A 17,846-nucleotide genomic window follows, 5' to 3' on the forward strand; every position below is an offset into this window, starting at 1 on the left:
ACCGCGCCGTCGCGTTCGTGTCGCGTCCGATGTGCGAGACCCCGTCGGATGAGGAGATGTCCGAGGAACAGGGCCTTGTCTGCTGAGCGGGGCCGTGTCCGATGAGCGGGGGAGCCGTCGGCGCGTCGGGATTCCGGTCGAGTCACGCCGGTGAGGCGACGACCTGCCGTCGGACGGCTGCGGCTGCCTGCGCCGCCGTCCCGGCGTGACCGCGAACCAGGGAGCGGCTGCGAACCAGGGAACGGCCGCGAACCACTCCGGAGATCGCCGCCGTTACCGTCCGCCGCCCGGTCGCCACTTGACGTCGCCGTCGGGGTTGGCCACCCGGCAGAGGATGAACAGCAGGTCGGAGAGCCGGTTCAGATACTTGGCGGTGAGCGCGTTGGTCTGCTCGGCCGCGTCGCTCTCCAGCAGAGCCCAGGTGGTGCGCTCCGCCCGTCGGGTCACGGTGCGGGCCACGTGCAGCAGCGCCGCCGCCGGGGTGCCGCCGGGCAGGATGAACGAGTCGAGCTTGGGCAGGTCGGCGTTGTACTCGTCGCACCAGCCCTCCAGCCGATCGATGTAGTCCTGGGTGATCCGCAGCGGCGGATACTTCGGGTCGGGCACGATCGGCGCGCAGAGATCCGCTCCGACGTCGAACAGGTCGTTCTGGACCTGCCGGAGCACCGTCGCCACCGACTCGCCGGGTGCGCCCATGGCCAGCACCACGCCGATGGCGGAGTTCGCCTCGTCGACGTCGGCGTAGGCGGCCAGCCGCACGTCCGTCTTGCGCACCTGGGAGGCATCGCCCAGGCGCGTCATGCCGCCATCGCCCGTTCGCGTGTAGATCTTGGTCAGGTGCACCGACATGCGGGCAGCCTAGCGAACCCGTCAGGCGACGGCGAGGAGTCGACCTCTACCCTGCTTGTCTGTGAGCGAGCACTTCCAGGTCCGGGGCGGTGCCCGGCTAGTCGGCAGGGTCGACGTCGTCGGGGCCAAGAACAGCGTGTTGAAGTTGATGGCGGCGGCGCTGTTGGCCGAGGGCACCACGACCATCACCAACTGTCCCGAGATCCTGGACGTCCCGCTGATGGCGGACGTGCTTCGGGGCCTGGGCTGCGACGTGTCCATCGAGGGCGACACGGTGTCCATCACCACCCCCGCCGAGCCGAGCCATCGGGCGGACTTCGCCTCGATGAGCAAGCTGCGGGCGTCGGTGTGCGTCCTGGGACCGCTGGTGGGCCGTTGTCGGCGGGCCGTGGTGGCGCTGCCGGGTGGTGACGCGATCGGATCGCGGCCGCTCGACATGCATCAGAACGGGCTGCGGCAGCTCGGCGCCACCAGCGAGATCGAGCACGGCTGCGTGGTCGCCGAGGCCGAGGGCCTCCACGGCGCGCAGATCTGGCTGGACTTCCCCAGCGTCGGCGCCACCGAGAACATCCTGATGGCCGCGGTGCTGGCCGACGGGACGACGGTGATCGACAACGCCGCCAGGGAACCCGACATCGTCGACCTCTGCCTCATGCTCCAGCAGATGGGGGCCAAGATCGAGGGCGCGGGCACCTCGACGCTGACGGTGCACGGCGTCAGCGCGTTGCAGCCCACCGAGCACCGGGTCATCGGCGACCGCATCGTGGGCGCCACCTGGGCCATCGCGGCCGTCGCCACCGGCGGCGACGTCGACGTGCACGGGGTGAACCCGCAGCACCTCGAACTGGTGCTGGACAAGCTGCGCACCGCGGGTGCCGAGGTGACGACCAGGACCGACGGCTTCCGCGTGGTCATGGCGGGCCGACCGCAGTCGGTGGACTTCGTGACCCTGCCCTACCCCGGCTTCCCGACCGATCTCCAGCCGATGGCCATCGTGCTGTCGGCGGTGTCCGAGGGCACGTCGATGATCACGGAGAACGTCTTCGAGGCCCGCTTCCGCTTCGTCGAGGAGATGGTGCGGCTCGGCGCCGACGCGCGGACCGACGGTCACCACGCGGTCGTGCGGGGCGTGGAGCGGCTCTCCAGCGCCCCGGTATGGGCCTCGGACATCCGCGCGGGCGCGGGCCTGGTGCTGGCCGGGTTGTGCGCCGACGGCGTCACCGAGGTCTGGGACGTCTTCCACATCGACCGCGGCTACCCGAGGTTCGTCGAGAATCTCGTCGCGCTCGGCGCCTCGGTGGAACGGGTGTCGGCTCCGCCTGAGCGCTGAGCGCGGGAATATCCGACTTCTCGCCGACGGGCGTGCGTGAGGGATGCGGCCCCTGGCGCGAGGCCGCTCGATCGCGCCCGGTCCCCGTGTAGACGGGGCCGGGCGTCACGCGCCTGCCGTCTCGGGCGTCAGTACGCGGTCGGGCAGGTGATGCGGCCGGTACACAGAGTCGACGGCGCTGGGCCACCGGGTCGCCGGTGCCGCCTTCGGCTGGTCGACGGCGCTGGGCGACTCCTGCGCGAGTGGTGGTCGAGCGCCCGCGCGGATCGGGGTCGGGTCATGGTGGTGTCCCGTGGTCGGGTCAGGCGTGCCGCGGGTCGCTCCGGTGGCGGAACCGGACGGCACCGCCGGCCTGGGCGCCGGACATGCCTCCGTTCAGAACCCCCGTGGGCGCCCGGGGCGCCGCTCGCACTCGGAACGTGCGCCGGAACGGCCTCGGGACACCGCCCGGCGCCGCACCCGCCGATCCGCGCGCCGGGGCCGTGCCGCCGGTGAGTCGCTCCGCATCCGGCGACGACCTCCGGTCCGGCGGCGACTCCGCACCATGCCGCGGCCGAGATCGGTCCCAGGCGCGTGCCGCATCGCTCGATCGCCGACGTGACGGCGGCCTGCCTTGCCGCCGCGCTCCCGGCGTCGAACCGCGCCACGACACGCCGCCGCGGTCGGCGCCATCGGCTTCGCCGGGTCGATCGCCTGTCGGGCGGTCATCCGATCGAGCGATGGCGATCCCGCCGGTGCGCCGAGTTCTGCGGCTGTTTCGGTAAATGACCGTTCTCCACCAGTTCGAGGGGGCGGGAACGACCTACTCCGTGCGAACGCCCAGTAGTCGACTAATCACCCGACGGCGGGTGGCTCTCGGTATTCCCACCGATCTTTCTCGGTGGTGTGAATAGTCCTTTACAGCTGGTGAACCGCCGTGCTCGCACACTGCTCGGAGCGCCCGTCGAATCCGTCCGGCTCACCTCGATCAGCCAGCGGCGCGTCCGATCGTGACCCAATAGTGACCCATATAGCACAAGAGTGGCCGCCGTGTCAGGCAAACGGGTGAAATCGCTGGTGACCCACAGTTTGCAGCTTGATCCGATGGCCGAATGACCGCCGCCACTTCCTATCTCGTTCGTATAACGCCATGCGTTACGGTCAGTGCCGACCTTTGACCGCACCAGGTGCTCCGCCTACGTTCGACACGCCGAGTCGCCGCAGCGTGACGACTCGCATCGTCCTGTCACCGAGCGGGGGAGCGGCCTTCCGTGCAAGCTGCGAACGTCACCCGACGAAACTTCATCCGGGGCGCCACCGGGGGCCTTCTGGCGGTCGGGCTCGGCGTCGGCGTCGCCGGGTGCAGCACGATCGATCTCTCCACGGCGGGCGACGGCGGTGATCTGCTGGATCAGTTGCGCGACCGCGGCAACGTCCGGATGGGATTCGCCAACGAGACCCCCTTCGCCTTCATCGATTCCGAGGGCGATTTGACGGGGCAGGCCGCCGAAGTGGGCAAGGAGATCTTCCGACGGCTCGGTGTCGACAGCTTCGTGCCGAAGCTCGCCGACTTCAGTTCCCTGATTCCCGGCCTCAACGCCGGGCTGTTCGACGTGATCTCCGCGGGCATGTACATCACCCCCGCCCGCTGTGAACAGATCCTCTTCACGAACCCCGACTACAACGCGCCGTATGCCTTCCTCGTCCCGGAGGGCAACCCGCTCGGCCTCACCACCCTGGACGACGTCGTGGCCGACCCCGACGTCGTGCTCGGCGTGATCGTCGGCGGAGTGGAGGAGTCGGTCGCCACCGGAGTCGGCGTGCCCTCCGATCAGATCGTGGTCTTCCCCGATCAGGTCTCCGGGCTCGACGGCGTCGCCGCCGGGCGGGCCGACGCCTTCCTGCTCTCCACGCTCTCGCTGCGGTCCGCGCTCGCGAGCAGGACCGACTCCGGCCTCGAACTCTCCGAGCCGCCCTTCATCCCGACGGTCGACGGCGTCGACCAGAACGGCGCGGGCGGATTCGGCTTCCGACTGGGAGAGGCGAACATCGTCGAGGCCTTCAACAGCGAGCTGGCGACCCTCAAGAGCGAGGGCCTGCTCCTGCCGATCGTGGAGCCCTTCGGCTTCACCGAGGACGAGATGACGGACCTGACCGCCGAAGAACTGTGCCAGGCGCCGCAGGCCTGACCGGAAGGAGTTGCCCCGTTGTCTCCGGGACTCTGGCAATACATGATCGAGGGGCTGGTGGTCACCCTCCAGCTCACGGTCTTCGGTGCCCTGCTCGGCCTCGTCTTCGCGTTCGCCGCCGGGCTCGCCAGGTTGAGCAGGAAGAAGTTCCTGCGCGCGCTGGGCTTTCTCTACACCGAGACCTTCCGCGGGATGTCCGCCCTGATCGTGCTGTTCTGGCTGATCTTCGTGATGCCGAGGTTCGGCTACCAGCTGGCACCCTTGTTCGCGGGCGTGCTCGCGCTGGCGCTGAACATCGGGGCCTACGGCGCCGAGGTGGTGCGCGGCGCGGTCCGCGCCATCCCGCAGAGCCAGCTTGAGGCCGCCACGGCCCTCAACTTCACCCCCTGGCAGCGGATGCGCAAGGTCGTGCTGCCGCAGGCGATCGTCGCGATGATCCCCGCCTTCAGCAACAACCTGATCGAGCTGCTCAAGGCCAGCGCGCTGGTGTCGATCGTCTATCTCTCCGACCTGACCTTCGGCGCCCAGCTGGTCAGGGCCTCCACGCAGAACACCGCGGGCGTGTTCGGCGGCCTGCTGGTCGCCTACGGAGTCATCGCCTTGATCTTCACCGTGTTGATGCGATTCCTGGAACGACGGGCCGCCGCATCCCTCGGCCGGACGGTTCCGCCCGGCATGATCGCCCGCATCTTCCGCAGGACGGAGGCCACGGCATGAGCGGATGGAACTGGGACGTGTTCTGGGATTCGGTCCCGGACCTGCTCGACGGGCTCGTCGTCGCGTTGCAGGCGACGGTGCTCGGCTACCTGATCGCGCTCGTCCTCGGCCTCGGCTTCGCGCTGCTGCGCCGCAGCTCCAAGCTGTGGATCAGCGTTCCCGCGTCGATCGTCATCGAGTTCATTCGATCGACCCCGTTGCTGGTGCAGCTCTTCTTCCTGTTCTACGTGCTGCCCGAGGTGGGCATCAGCTTCTCGACCCTGGTCACCGCCGCGATCGGCCTCGGCGTCCACTACGCGACGTACGTGTCGGAGGTCTACCGCTCCGGCATCGACGGCGTGCCCGTCGGACAGTGGGAGGCCGCGCGGGCGCTGAACCTGCCCGCCCGCCGGACCTGGACCAGCGTGATCCTGCCGCAGGCGCTGCCGAGGGCGATGCCCGCGCTGGCCAACTACGTGATCGCCATGTTCAAGGACACGCCGACGCTCGTCGCCATCACCGTGGTCGAGATGCTGACCGTGGCCCGCGCGATCGGCTCCGAGACGTTCCTCTACGCCGAGCCGATCACCATGGCCGGGATCCTCTACCTGGTGACCGCGCTCGTCATGTCCTGGCTCGCCAGGATCCTGGAACGCCGCTTCGGTCAGGTCCGAGCCGCGTGACCGGCGACAAGATTGAGAAGGGGAACAAGCCGATGACCGAGGCGAGCAGTGCCGCGGCCGAGACGGGCACGAAGCAGGACGACTTCATCCGCTTCGACGACATCAGCAAGCGCTTCGGCAAGAACGTGGTGCTCGACGACCTCTCGTTCTCCGTGGGGACGGGCGAGCGGGTCACGTTGATCGGACCGAGCGGATCGGGCAAGACGACGATCCTGCGGATGCTGATGACGCTGATCAAGCCCGACAGCGGCACCATCAGGGTGGGCGACGACTATCTCTTCCACGAGAAGCGGAACGGTTCGCTGGCGCCCGCGAGCGAGGCTCACATCCGCAAGGTGCGCGGCCGGATCACCATGGTGTTCCAGCAGTACAACCTGTTTCCCAACATGCGGGTGCTGCGCAATGTCACCGAGGCCCCGATCCACGTCCTCGGCAAGTCCAAGGACGAGGCCGAGGAACGCGCCAAGGAGCTGCTCGACATGGTCGGGCTGGGAGACAGGGTGTCCGCGTATCCCTCGCAGCTCTCCGGCGGGCAGCAGCAGCGTGTCGCCATCGCCCGCGCACTGGCGATGGACCCCGACATCCTGCTGCTGGACGAGGTCACCTCGGCGCTCGACCCGGAGCTGGCCGCCGAGGTGCTGGACGTGCTGCGTGACGTCGCGAAGTCCAGCGACATCACCATGCTGTGCGTGACGCACGCGATGAAGTTCGCCAGGGACGTCTCGAACCGCGTGCTGATGTTCGATGCGGGCCGGATCATCGAGGCCGCGCCGCCCGCCGAGATCTTCGACGAGCCCAAGCAGGAGCGCACCCAGCGTTTCCTCCAGTCGGTGCTCGCCGAGAGCTGACTCGCGTCCGCCCGGAGCCGGTCCGCCGCCGAACGTCGTCCGCGGGCCGGCCGTGCAGAGTCGTGCGGGCAGGGCTGTGTCGACCCGGCGCGTCGGTCAAGAGAAGCGGGCCGCGAGAGGTCGACGGCCGGTGTCGGCCTCGGCCGTGCCTCGGACACCCGGCCGACCCCGGCCCCTCGCGCTTCGGGCGTCCGTCGTAGCGGCCCGCCCCGAGCGGGCCGTGATCGGCGACGGTGGTGCCTGCCCGCCGGGGTCCGCGCTGCGGGGGACGACGTGCCGATCCGGTCGGCGGTGCACGGTGCTCGCCGAGGCCTGCCGCCGTCGCCGCCGGGTCAGGCCGTGCGGCGTTCGTGGAGCAGCAGCAGCGAGTAGGCCGCGATGGACTGCGCGTCGGTGATCACCTGTTCGCCGATCATGCGTTCGAACTCGATCCTGGTGAACCAGCCGGTCCGCATGTCCTGTTCCTCGTGCTCTCGGTCCGCCTCACCCTCGGTGAGCTCGGTCGCCAGATACACCCGACCGCGCTGACTACAGCAGCCGGGCGCCACGTCGAGCAGACCGATCTCCACCATGCTGCCCGCGCGCAGCCCCGTCTCCTCCCGCAGCTCCCGTTCGGCCAGGGCCGCCTGCTCCACGGCGACCCGGTCCGGCGCGGTGCCCTGCGGGAACTCCCAGCGCCGCAGGCCCAGCGGATAGCGGAACTGCTCGACGAGGTGCAGGCGGTCCCCGTCCATCGGGATGATCAGCGCGTAGTCCGGCTTGTCCACGACCCCGTAGATCCCCGCCGAGCCGTCCTGCCGCCGAATCTCGTCCTCTCGGACCGTCAGCCACGGATTGGCGTACACCTGGCGAGAACTCACTGTCTCCATACCCGCCGATGATGCCGCACCGGCGGGTGAAACCACGGCGGTGTCTCCACGGGCGGGTGATCGCTCGTCGCCATGGCGTGATGTTGCTGGTCGTCGTCTCCGGCACCCGGTACGCAGGGGGAGTGACGTAGTGATCAGCTCGACGAGAGGAGACGGCGGATGGTGCACCACGAACGGAGGCGATGGGCCGCTTGCCTGAGTGCGGTGACGGTCGGGCTGGTGATCGGCACGGCGAGCGCGCACGGCGCCGCTGTGGACGAGGGAACGGTGGCGCAGCGGGCAGGCGCCGAGTCGGCGAGTCCCCGAGCATCGGACGAGGGAGTCGGAGCGACCGCGCCCGGCGACATCCGCGCGTCGGCCTCCCCGACGGCGATCGAGGACAGCTACCTGGTGGTGCTGCCCGAGACGGTGGCGCCGGAGTCGGTGGACACCGCCGTGGAATCGCTGATCGGGGTCTACGGCGGGACGCTGCGCCACACCTTCGAGCATGCCGTCCGCGGCTTCTCCGTCGAACTCGACTCGGAGGCGGCCCGACTGCTCGCGGCCGACCCCGCGGTCGCCTACGTCGAGCAGAACCAGCGCGTCTCCATCCACGACACCCAGCAGGACCCCACGTGGGGACTCGATCGGATCGACCAGCGCGAGCTGCCGCTCGACGACTCCTACACCTATGGCAACACGGCGGCCGGGGTCGCCGCGTACGTGATCGACACCGGCGTCCAGCCGACGCACGTCGAGTTCGGCGGCCGGGCGGTCGCGGCCTTCGACTCGGTGGGCGACGGTCAGGACGGCGTCGACTGCAACGGCCACGGCACCCACGTGGCGGGCACGATCGGCGGCACGGAGTTCGGCGTCGCCAAGGAGGTCGCCGTGCACGGCGTCCGGGTCCTCGACTGCGGCGGCTCGGGCACCATCGAGGGAGTCCTCCAGGGCATCGAGTGGGTCACGGCGAACGCCGAGGGGCCCTCGGTGGCGAACATGAGTCTCGGCGGCGGCGTCTCCGACGTGCTGGACGAGGCCGTCGAGGAGTCGATCGCCAGTGGCATCACCTATGTGGTGGCGGCGGGCAACGACGCTCAGGACGCCTGCGGCACCTCGCCCGCGAGGACGCCCGCCGCACTGACCGTGGCGGCGTCCGACGAGGCCGACGTCCGGGCGAGCTTCTCCAACCTCGGCGAGTGCGTCGACCTGTTCGCCCCCGGGCTGAACATCACCTCGGCCTGGATCGGCTCCGATGACGCGATCGATGTGATCAGCGGGACGTCGATGGCCTCGCCGCACGTCGCGGGCGCGGTGGCCCTCTTCCTGGAGTCCGCCCCGGAGGCGACGCCCGCGGAGGTCGCCGAGGCGACCCTGGCTCACGCCACCGTCGACGTCATCACGGAGGCGGGCGAGGGCACGCCGAATCTGCTGCTCTACACCGGCGACTGACCAGCACACGTCGGTCGGCGTCGTCGCCGTGGGCGGGGCGTCGGCCGACGGACGATCGGCTTCTCTACGCTGTGGCGCGTGCGTCTCGTCATCGCTCGCTGTCAGGTCGACTACGTCGGCAGGCTCACCGCCCATCTTCCGATGGCCAATCGGCTGTTGTTGATCAAGGCCGACGGGTCGGTGTCGGTGCACTCCGACGACCGGGCCTACAAACCGCTCAACTGGATGAGCCCGCCCTGCTGGCTGATCGAGGACCCCGACATCTGGACCGTGCAGAACAAGGCGGGTGAGCGTGTCGTGATCACCATCGACGAGGTGCTGCATGACAGCAGCCATGAACTGGGTGTCGAGCCGGGCCTGGTCAAGGACGGCGTGGAGGCTCACCTCCAAGAGCTGCTCGCGGAGCACGTCGCCACCCTGGGCGAAGGCTGGACGCTGGTCCGTCGTGAGTTCCCGACGGCGATCGGCCCCGTCGACCTGATGTGCCGCGACGCGGGCGGGGCCTCGGTGGCCGTCGAGATCAAGCGGCGCGGCGAGATCGACGGTGTCGAGCAGCTCACCCGGTATCTCGAACTGCTCAATCGGGACCCCCTGCTCGCCCCCGTGCGGGGCATCTTCGCCGCGCAGCAGATTAGGCCGCAGGCCAGGACGTTGGCCGAGGACCGGGGCATCCGTTGTGTGGTCCTGGACTACGACGCCCTCCGCGGCATCGAGCCGGACGAGTTCCGCCTCTTCTGATCCGCCGCGGAGTCGGCTCTCCCGCGCGCGTCAGGCCGGTTTCACCCGAGCCGGTCTCGGCGTCCGCTGGCAGAGCGGTACCCCTCTCGCCGGGCTAGTCTTCCCGAGACAGCCCTGTATGACGTTCCGGGCACGCCGAGTGTTCCCGCGTCGAGAGGTGGCGTGTAGTGGCGATCCTTGCGCAAGAGACGCTGCGCCTGAATGCGGGTCCGATCGACTACGCCTTGATCGTCGTCTATTTCGTACTGGTCTTGTTGATCGGTTATCTCGCGCGTCGCTCGGTGTCGACCAGTCTGGACTTCTTCCTCTCCGGTCGATCGCTACCCGCGTGGGTGACAGGGCTCGCGTTCATCTCGGCGAACCTCGGGGCGATCGAGATCATCGGAATGTCGGCCAACGGCGCCCAGTACGGCATGCCGACGATGCACTACTACTGGATCGGCGCCATTCCGGCGATGGTGTTCCTGGGCATCGTCATGATGCCCTTCTACTACGGGTCCAAGGTGCGCAGTGTTCCCGAGTATCTGCGTCGCAGATTCGGCCGAGGCGCTCATCTGGTCAACGCGCTGAGCTTCGCCGCCGCGCAGGTCCTGATCGCGGGCGTGAATCTCTTCGCCCTGGCACTCGTGATCAACGTACTGCTCGGCTGGCCCATCTGGGTGTCGGTCGTCGTCGCGGCGGCCGTGGTGCTCAGCTACACCACCCTCGGGGGGCTCTCGGCGGCCGTCTACAACGAGGTCTTGCAGTTCTTCGTGATCGTCGCGGCCCTGTTGCCGCTGACCATCGTCGGTCTCATTCAGGTCGGCGGCTGGCAGGGCCTCACCGATCGCGTCGCCGAGCAGGCCGGGCAGCAGCAGCTCGCCGCGTGGCCGGGCAACGAGCTGACGGGCTTCGGCAGCTCCTTTCTGAGCACCCTGGGAATCGTGTTCGGCCTGGGTTTCGTGCTCTCCTTCGGTTACTGGACGACCAACTTCGTCGAAGTGCAGCGGGCCATGTCGGCGTCCAGCATGTCGGCGGCTCGACGCACGCCGCTGATCGGCGCGTATCCGAAGATGTTCATTCCCTTCGTGGTCGTGATCCCCGGCATGGTGGCCGGCGTGCTGTCGCCGGAGCTCGCCGCGTTGAAGGCGGGCGGCGAGAGCGATCTGGACTATAACGACACACTGTCGGTCCTCATGCGCGACCTGTTGCCCAACGGCATCCTCGGGGTGGCGATCACCGGGCTTCTCGCCGCATTCATGGCGGGCATGGCGGCCAACATCAGCGCCTTCAACACGGTCTTCACCTATGATCTCTGGCAGACGTATGTTCGCCGTGATCGACCGGACGGCTATTATCTCAAGATCGGTCGCCGCGCCACCGTGATCGGCACGATCATCGCGATCGGAACCGCCTTCATCGCGGCCGGCTACAACAACATCATGGATTACATCCAGCAGCTCTTCTCCTTCTTCAACGCACCATTGTTCGCGACCTTCATCCTGGCCATGTTCTGGAAGCGGATGACCCCGGCGGCGGGCTGGATCGGGCTCGTCTCGGGCACCGCGGCGGCCGTCATGGTCTCCGTCCTGGCGGAGACGGGGGTGTGGGACCTGCCGGGGCAGGGCGCGAGCTTCCTCGGTGCGGGCGCCGCGTTCGTCGTCGACATCGTCGTCAGCGTCGCCGTCACGATGGTCACCAGGCCCAAGCCGGAATCGGAGCTGGCGGGCCTGGTCTGGAGTCTGACGCCCAAGGCCGATCGCACGCACTCCACGACGGGGCGGGACGCGGGCTGGTATCGCTCTCCGGCGTTGCTGGGCGGGGGAGCGCTCGTGGCGGTCGTGATCCTGAACGTCATCTTCGGCTGACCGTCGGCAGCCGCCGAACGGACGACTCATCGTGAGGAGGACGCCCATGGCCCCGCATCACGCCCGGGCGGCACAGGTTCATCGGGGCGCCGGACTGTTCGACCTCCGGTGGATACTGGCCCTGCTGTTCATCGTCTACGGCGGGGTGCTCACCGTGCTGGGCGTCGGTTTCACGACGGAGGAGGACCTCGCGAAGGCGGCGGGCGTCGCGATCAACCTGTGGGCAGGTCTGGCGATGCTGCTGGCCGCCGCGCTCTTCGCACTCTGGGCCCGGTTGCGTCCCGTGGTGGTGGACCCCCGGCTCATCGACCACGGCGATGACGACAATCCGTGACGAATTATCTCTGTAGAGTGACGGCTGATGTGGGGATGTTCTGTTGCGGCCTCACTGACCGATGTCGGGCGCTACCGTGCTGTCCGTGCGCCGTCTTCGCCGTCTTCGACTTGCCCTGATCCCGGCCGTGCTGCTGCTGTCGGCAGGCTGTGCGGGCAGCACCGATCTCGCCAAGGTCACCTTCGAACGGACCACCGTGCCCGCGGCGGAACGCGAGAACGTCGTCGCCTCCGCACCGGGGACCGGCGACGACCAGGGCGGCGGCGAGCCGCAGGCCCAAGAGGCGGCGTTCACGCCCGAGGCCCTGCGCCCGATCGACCCCTGCGCGCTGCTGGACGAGGCGGAGTTCGCCCAGTTCGGTGACACCCCCGAGGCGATGCGCGCGGACTACAGCCGCTGCGGCTACTACGGCGTCGACCAGCAGGGCGAGTCGGTGGGCCTCACCTACACGCTCGGCGACTCGGTCTTCTCCGAGGCGGAGCAGGCCAGCCAGGAGGTCGCCGGTCTCAAGACCCATGTCCAGTCCGTCGACGGCGACGGCGGCGGCATGTGCTTCGTTCGCGTCATCACCACCGACGGCGAGAACGCGAAGTCGCTGACGATCCAGCTCACCGCCAAGGTCGACGACGTCTGCGCCACCGGCAGGGAGTTCGCGGAGCACGCGGTGGAACTCGTCCGGGAGGACCCGCCGCACAACGCCGAGGGCACCGGTCTGCTGGCGGGCCTCGATGCCTGCGAGACGGCCGAGGCCGACGAGGTCGCCGGTTGGATCGGCGACGAACACCGGCAGCACGCCTACGGCCTGCACGACTGCACGTGGTCGCGCACCGGCGTGGAGCTCCAGGTCGGGTTCCGCATCTCCTATGACCCGGCCGACGCCGCCGACGTCGAGGAGATCGACCTGGCCGGCGCCACCGCCTACCGCGTCCTGGACGGCAACGTCTACCCGGAGTGCAAGGTGTCCTGGGCACACGGACCCTTCGGCGACGGCGCCGAGTTCGAGGTCGTGACCGTCTCGATGGCCGACATCCTGGAAGAGGGCGTCGACACCTGCGCACTGGCCACCGAGGCCGCCGAAGTGATCAAGACTCGCATCCCCGCGTGATCACCGGACCGCCGACCGCGCGCCGCGCGTCCGTCCGCCTCGGCAGGCGGAGCGGTTCCTCGGCCGTGCGGCGTAATCTTCGCCCAGATCCGACTTCGGCCCCGGTGGGAGGACGCTGATGCGACAGAGCCACACCGATCGGCCCGCCGACTCGGCGGCCGCCCCGGCGGGGGACGATACGGACGAGTTCGTCTCCTACGACCCGCGTACCGGCGAGGTCGTCGGCAGGCATCGGCTCGCCTCACGCGCCGAGGTGTTCGCCGTCGTGGCCGACGCGCAGCCGGCCGCCCGCTGGTGGCATGAGCTGGGCTTCGCGGGTCGACGGGCCCGGCTGGACCGCTGGCGGGTCGCCTTGTTCGGCCGGATCGAACAACTGGCCGCCCTCATCTGTGCCGAGACCGGGAAACCGTTGGACGACGCGCGGCTGGAACTGCTCATGGTGCTCGAACACCTGCGGTGGGCGGCGGAGAACGCCGAGGGTGTCCTACGGCGCAGGCGGGTGGCCACCGGACGGCTGATGACCAACCACGCCTCGACCGTCGAGTATCAGCCGGTCGGGGTGGTGGGCGTCATCGGATCGGCCAGCAGGCCCGCGTTCGCCCCGATGGGGGCGGTGGTGGACTCGCTGGCCGCGGGCAACGCCGTCGTGCTCAAACCCAGCGAACTCACGCCCGGCGTGGCGATCGCGCTCGCCGAGGCGTTCGGCGAACTCGTGCCGGAACACCCGGTGCTCACCGTGATCACGGGAGACGGCAGGACCGGAGCCGACCTGTGTTCGGCGGGCGTCGACAAGATCTCCTTCACCGGCAAGGCCGACGCCGCCCGTCAGGTGCTGATCGACTGTGCGCGGACGATGACGCCGGTCGTGGTCGAGTGCGGTGGCAAGGACGCGATGCTGGTCGACTCCGACGCCGACCTCGTCGCCGCGGCCGAGTCCGCCGTCTGGGGCGCGATGTCCAACGCGGGTCAGAGCAGCACCAGCCTGGAGCGGGTGTACGTCCTCGACGACGTCGCGGACCGGTTCATCGATCTGGTCGAGCAGCGGGCACGACGGCTCCGGCCGGGCGGCCAGCCCGGCGCCGACTTGGGCCCCGTGCAGCAGGCAGGGCAGGTGGAGGTGATCCGCGGACAGCTCGCCGAGGCGATCGATCAGGGGGCGCGCTGCCTCGTGGGCGGGCTGGAGTCGCTGCGGCCGCCCTATGTCGAACCGGTGGTGCTGCTGGACGTGCCGGAGGACTCCAGCGTCCTCACCGAACCCACCCGAGGGCCGATGCTGGTGATCAACCGGGTGCCCGACCTGGACACGGCGGTCCGGCTGGTCAATGCCTCCCGATTCGGCCTCGGCGCCTCGGTGTTCTCCACGAGCCGCGGTGAGGAGATCGCCGCGCGCCTGCGTGCGGGCGCGATCGCGGTGAACAGCGCCGGGACGATCGGCATCGTGCCCGCCCTGCCGCTCGGCGGCGTCGGGGCGTCCGGTCACGGCCGGGTGCGGGGTGCGGACGGGCTACGGGAGTTCGCCAGGGTCAAGTCGGTGACCAGACGCCGAGGCAGGCCGCTGATCAACGCCCTGACCTTCGGCAGGAGGTCGGGCACCGTCCGTCGGCTGTTGCGCCTGGTCCGAATGCGTTACGGTCGCTGAGTCCTGGCACTTCACCCGAATTCGAGTGTCACGGCCGTCGGGCGGCGGCTCGCGCAGGCGGCGGGCCGACGATCCGGCGGGCGGTCTGGGGGTAGCACGGCAGTGAAGAAGATCATCAATGATCCCGCCGCCGTCGTGACCGAGGCGTTGCACGGCATGGCCGCCGCGCATCCCGATCTGCGGGTGCACACCGATCCGGCCTTCGTCGTGCGGGCCGACGCGCCGGTACGCGGCCGGGTCGCCGTGATCTCCGGCGGCGGTTCCGGGCATGAACCCCTGCATTGCGGCTTCGTCGGGCCGGGCATGCTCACCGCGGCCTGCCCCGGACCCGTGTTCACCTCTCCGACGCCGGACCAGATTCAGGCGGCCGTCGCCGCGGCGGACGGCGGAGCGGGTGTGCTGCTGCTGGTGAAGAACTACACGGGCGACGTGCTGAACTTCGAGACCGCCGCGGAGCTGATCGAGGCGGACGGCGTCGACGTCCGCACCGTGATCGTCGATGACGACGTCGCCGTGCGGGACTCGCTGTTCACCGCGGGCAGACGGGGCGTCGCGGGCACGCTGCTGGTCGAGAAGATCGTCGGAGCCGCCGCGGAGGCAGGCGCCGACCTCGACACCTGCGAGCGACTGGCCAGGACCGTGGTGACGAACGTGCGGAGCATGGGACTGGCGCTGGCTCCCTGCACCGTGCCGCACGCGGGCGAGCCGAGCTTCGTGCTGGGCGAGGACGAGATCGAGATCGGCATCGGCATCCACGGCGAGCCCGGCCGGGAGCGGACTCGGCTCGCCCCTGCTCGAGACCTCGTGCGAATGCTGCTGCAGCCCGTGCTCGACGACCTGGAGTGGCAGCCGGGCGATCGGGTGCTGTTGTTCAGCAACTCGATGGGCGGCACCCCGCTGGTCGAGCTGTACCTGGCCCACGGGAGCGCCACCGCGCTGCTGATCGAGCGAGGACTGCTCGTCGAGCGCAGTCTGGTGGGGCCGTATGTGACGAGCCTGGAGATGCAGGGCATCAGCCTGACGCTGCTCCGGCTGACGGATGAGTTGATCGAGTGGTGGGACGCGCCGGTGAGCACGCCCGCGCTGCGATGGGGGCGATGATGAACTGCGACGGGGCGGGAACGGCGGCGGCGTGGCTTCGGGTGGCCGGGGTCGTCCGTGAGCACTGCGACGAACTCGTCCGGCTGGATCGCGCCATCGGCGACGGAGACCACGGCGAGAACCTGCGTCGAGGCTTCGACGCGGTCGTGGACCGGGTGACCTCGGCGGAGGGTGACACTCCCCGCGCGGTCCTGCGGCAGGTGGCCGCCACTCTCATCTCCACGGTCGGCGGTGCGGCCGGACCGTTGTACGGCACGGCCCTGTTGCGCGCGGGCAACGCGATCGGGGACCGCCCCGACCTCGATGCGACGGCCGTCGCCGCGGCGTTGGAGGCCGCGTTGGAGGGCGTCGTGGCGCGCGGACGGGCCGAGCCGGGCGACAAGACGATGGTGGACGCGTTGCGGCCCGCCGTGCTGGCGGCCGCGGCGGCCGCCGAACGCGGCGCCACGATCGCCGAGGTGCTCGCCGAGGCGTCGGCGGCCGCCGACGCGGGCGCGCAGGCCACCGTCCCTCTCGTCGCCCGCAAGGGCCGTGCCTCCTACCTCGGTGAGCGCAGTGCCGGACACCTGGACCCCGGTGCCCGGTCGACCGCGTTGATCCTGGCGTCGTTGGCCGGGTCCGCCGCGTCGCAGTCGGCCCGGTCGGCCGAGGACGGCGGCGCGTCGGCCGAGCCTGCCGCCGCGCCGGGGGAGGACGCATGAGCCTCGTCGGCCTGGTGCTCGTCTCGCACAGCGCACAGCTCGCCGCGGGGCTGGCCGAGCTGGCGGGCCAGATGGCGCCCGACGTCCGCATCGAGGCGGCGGGCGGGCTGCCCGGCGGTGGGCTCGGCACAGACCTCGAACTGGTCTCCGCCGCCGTGGAACGGGCCGAACACGGGCGTGGCGTGGTGATCCTCTATGACCTGGGCAGCGCCCAGATGACGGCTGAACTGGCGGTGGAGGCGCTGGACGACCCCGGCAGGGCCTATGTCGCCGACGCCCCCTTCGTGGAGGGCGCGGTCGCGGCCGCCGTCGCCGCGCAGGGCGGTGCGGATCTGGATTCGGTGGCGTTGACGGCCTCCTCGGCGGCCGCCGACGCGGAATGGGCGTTGGCCGATCCCGCCTCCGGTACCGCCGAGCCCGCCGCGGGCGCCGCCGCGATGGCGGGCGCCGCCGAGCAGGCCGGTGCCGCCGATGCCGGCCCGCCCACCGTGGAAGAGGCGGTCAGCCACGCGGCGGAGTCGTCGCGGCGTGCCGCCGAGTCCGAGCCTTCCGCGCAACACGCCGCCGCGGACCCGTCCGCGCTGCCCGACGGCGGCGCGGTCGAGGTGGAACTGCGCAACGATGTCGGGTTGCACGCCCGACCCGCGGCCCTCCTCGCCCGCCGCGTCGCCGGGCTGGACGCTCGCGTCACCGTGCGCTATGGGGAGCGTGAAGCCGACGCCGCCAGCGTCCTCGCCCTGATGGGACTCGGCGCGGGCGGCGGCGCGACGGTACGGGTCTCGGCCGTCGGTCCGGACGCGGGCGAGGCACTGCGCCGGGTCACCGACCTGGCCGCACGGGAGTTCGAGGAGTGACTCGGCCTCCCGGAGCGCCGTCGACGACGCGACTCGGGGCGGTTCGACTCCGCTGACGAACGCGCGGCCCTCGTCCCTGTGCCAGGACCGTCCGGTCGGGCACCGAGCGCCGTCCCTCCGGTGTCTCGTGGGTGGCCGGCCCGGGTCAGCGCCGCCGGGCCGTGGGGCCGCGTCGGCCTCGCGCGTTCCAACAGCCGGTGTGCCAGTGCCTACGGTCCTCGACACCGCCGTGGTCCTCGGCGGGCCAGGCGACGACGTGGGAGATGCCCACCCGGATCTCGTGGTCGCAGCCGGGGCACCGGTAGATCTTGGCGGCCTGGGTGCCGGGGACGGTGCGAACCAGCCAGTCGCCGTCGGGCGCGGCCACCCGACGGGCGGAACCGAGCGTCGCTCCGATGCCGCGGGGCTCACTCGACGCTGCGGCGGAGCCCGCACGGCGGGGATGGTTACGGCGTGGCACGGGGGCACAGGCTAGCCGTTCCGCCGGGATGGTCGGCGACCAGCGCGCCGGGGAGGGTGCTTCGGCGAGACGCACGTCACCGCCGTCATCGCCGCTGGCGAATCACGCGCCCGAATGCCGTCCGACCGCTCGTCTCCGGTGGCAGGTCGACAGGAGGGACGAAGCGATGCCTTCGGCGCCGGGCGGCACCCAA

17 protein-coding genes are annotated in these 17,846 nt (G+C 70.3%); 14 read left to right on the top strand and 3 right to left on the bottom strand.

Going from position 1 to position 17,846, the window contains the following annotated elements; genetic code table 11:
• Positions 1 to 273: 273 nt before the first annotated feature.
• Complete coding sequence (locus AHOG_RS06850) at positions 274 to 849, bottom strand: cob(I)yrinic acid a,c-diamide adenosyltransferase (RefSeq protein WP_093940595.1); 576 nt, start codon at positions 847 to 849, stop codon at positions 274 to 276.
• 61 nt (positions 850 to 910) lie between these two features.
• Between AHOG_RS06850 and murA the strand changes: the two genes are divergently transcribed.
• The 5 genes from murA to ehuA all read left to right on the top strand — a co-directional run bounded on the left by murA (position 911) and on the right by ehuA (position 6,574).
• The gene (gene murA / locus AHOG_RS06855; protein WP_093940596.1) at positions 911 to 2,179 is read left to right on the top strand and encodes a UDP-N-acetylglucosamine 1-carboxyvinyltransferase; all 1,269 of its coding nucleotides are present in this window, start codon (positions 911 to 913) and stop codon (positions 2,177 to 2,179) included.
• A 1,250-nt stretch (positions 2,180 to 3,429) separates the two neighbouring features.
• Positions 3,430 to 4,347: an ectoine/hydroxyectoine ABC transporter substrate-binding protein EhuB gene (gene ehuB, locus AHOG_RS06860; RefSeq protein ID WP_093940597.1), complete on the top strand. Its 918-nt coding sequence runs from the start codon at positions 3,430 to 3,432 to the stop codon at positions 4,345 to 4,347.
• An 18-nt stretch (positions 4,348 to 4,365) separates the two neighbouring features.
• Positions 4,366 to 5,064, top strand: a complete 699-nt coding sequence (gene ehuC, locus AHOG_RS06865; protein ID WP_184450908.1) for an ectoine/hydroxyectoine ABC transporter permease subunit EhuC — start codon at positions 4,366 to 4,368, stop codon at positions 5,062 to 5,064.
• The gene (gene ehuD, locus AHOG_RS06870) at positions 5,061 to 5,726 is read left to right on the top strand and encodes an ectoine/hydroxyectoine ABC transporter permease subunit EhuD (RefSeq protein ID WP_093940599.1); all 666 of its coding nucleotides are present in this window, start codon (positions 5,061 to 5,063) and stop codon (positions 5,724 to 5,726) included. The genes ehuC and ehuD overlap by 4 nt, the downstream gene beginning before the upstream one ends.
• Before the next feature lie 32 nt (positions 5,727 to 5,758).
• Complete coding sequence (gene ehuA, locus AHOG_RS06875; protein WP_093944230.1) at positions 5,759 to 6,574, top strand: ectoine/hydroxyectoine ABC transporter ATP-binding protein EhuA; 816 nt, start codon at positions 5,759 to 5,761, stop codon at positions 6,572 to 6,574.
• Between the two features lie 332 nt (positions 6,575 to 6,906).
• Here ehuA and AHOG_RS06880 read toward each other — a convergent pair whose 3' ends face one another.
• On the bottom strand, positions 6,907 to 7,443 hold the full coding sequence (locus tag AHOG_RS06880; RefSeq protein WP_093940600.1) for an NUDIX domain-containing protein: 537 nt from the start codon (positions 7,441 to 7,443) through the stop codon (positions 6,907 to 6,909).
• A gap of 204 nt (positions 7,444 to 7,647) precedes the next feature.
• Between AHOG_RS06880 and AHOG_RS06885 the strand changes: the two genes are divergently transcribed.
• From AHOG_RS06885 to dhaM, 9 genes are all read left to right on the top strand, one after another.
• Complete coding sequence (locus AHOG_RS06885; RefSeq protein ID WP_169725822.1) at positions 7,648 to 8,874, top strand: S8 family peptidase; 1,227 nt, start codon at positions 7,648 to 7,650, stop codon at positions 8,872 to 8,874.
• A 78-nt stretch (positions 8,875 to 8,952) separates the two neighbouring features.
• Positions 8,953 to 9,612, top strand: a complete 660-nt coding sequence (nucS, locus tag AHOG_RS06890; protein WP_093940602.1) for an endonuclease NucS — start codon at positions 8,953 to 8,955, stop codon at positions 9,610 to 9,612.
• A 167-nt stretch (positions 9,613 to 9,779) separates the two neighbouring features.
• Positions 9,780 to 11,459: a sodium:solute symporter family protein gene (locus tag AHOG_RS06895; protein ID WP_093940603.1), complete on the top strand. Its 1,680-nt coding sequence runs from the start codon at positions 9,780 to 9,782 to the stop codon at positions 11,457 to 11,459.
• A 46-nt stretch (positions 11,460 to 11,505) separates the two neighbouring features.
• On the top strand, positions 11,506 to 11,793 hold the full coding sequence (locus tag AHOG_RS06900; RefSeq protein WP_093940604.1) for a hypothetical protein: 288 nt from the start codon (positions 11,506 to 11,508) through the stop codon (positions 11,791 to 11,793).
• Between the two features lie 85 nt (positions 11,794 to 11,878).
• The gene (locus AHOG_RS06905) at positions 11,879 to 12,898 is read left to right on the top strand and encodes a hypothetical protein (RefSeq protein ID WP_157736692.1); all 1,020 of its coding nucleotides are present in this window, start codon (positions 11,879 to 11,881) and stop codon (positions 12,896 to 12,898) included.
• A 118-nt stretch (positions 12,899 to 13,016) separates the two neighbouring features.
• Positions 13,017 to 14,537, top strand: coding sequence for an aldehyde dehydrogenase family protein (locus AHOG_RS06910; RefSeq protein WP_093940606.1), 1,521 nt, complete (start codon positions 13,017 to 13,019; stop codon positions 14,535 to 14,537).
• Positions 14,538 to 14,639: 102 nt separating this feature from the next.
• On the top strand, positions 14,640 to 15,638 hold the full coding sequence (gene dhaK, locus AHOG_RS06915; protein ID WP_093940607.1) for a dihydroxyacetone kinase subunit DhaK: 999 nt from the start codon (positions 14,640 to 14,642) through the stop codon (positions 15,636 to 15,638).
• Entirely contained in the window at positions 15,638 to 16,339 is a 702-nt protein-coding gene (gene dhaL, locus AHOG_RS06920) for a dihydroxyacetone kinase subunit DhaL (RefSeq protein ID WP_245856907.1), read from the top strand. Before dhaK ends, dhaL begins: the two co-directional genes overlap by 1 nt.
• On the top strand, positions 16,336 to 17,193 hold the full coding sequence (dhaM, locus tag AHOG_RS06925) for a dihydroxyacetone kinase phosphoryl donor subunit DhaM (RefSeq protein ID WP_093940608.1): 858 nt from the start codon (positions 16,336 to 16,338) through the stop codon (positions 17,191 to 17,193). Before dhaL ends, dhaM begins: the two co-directional genes overlap by 4 nt.
• A gap of 145 nt (positions 17,194 to 17,338) precedes the next feature.
• Here the strand turns inward: dhaM and AHOG_RS06930 are convergent, their stop codons facing one another.
• A complete protein-coding gene (locus tag AHOG_RS06930; RefSeq protein WP_376700036.1) occupies positions 17,339 to 17,653 on the bottom strand; it encodes a hypothetical protein in 315 nt (104 codons plus the stop codon).
• Between the last annotated feature and the right edge of the window lie 193 nt (positions 17,654 to 17,846).

The organism is Actinoalloteichus hoggarensis, assembly GCF_002234535.1.
GTDB classification, from domain to species: Bacteria; Actinomycetota; Actinomycetes; order Mycobacteriales; family Pseudonocardiaceae; genus Actinoalloteichus_A; species Actinoalloteichus_A hoggarensis.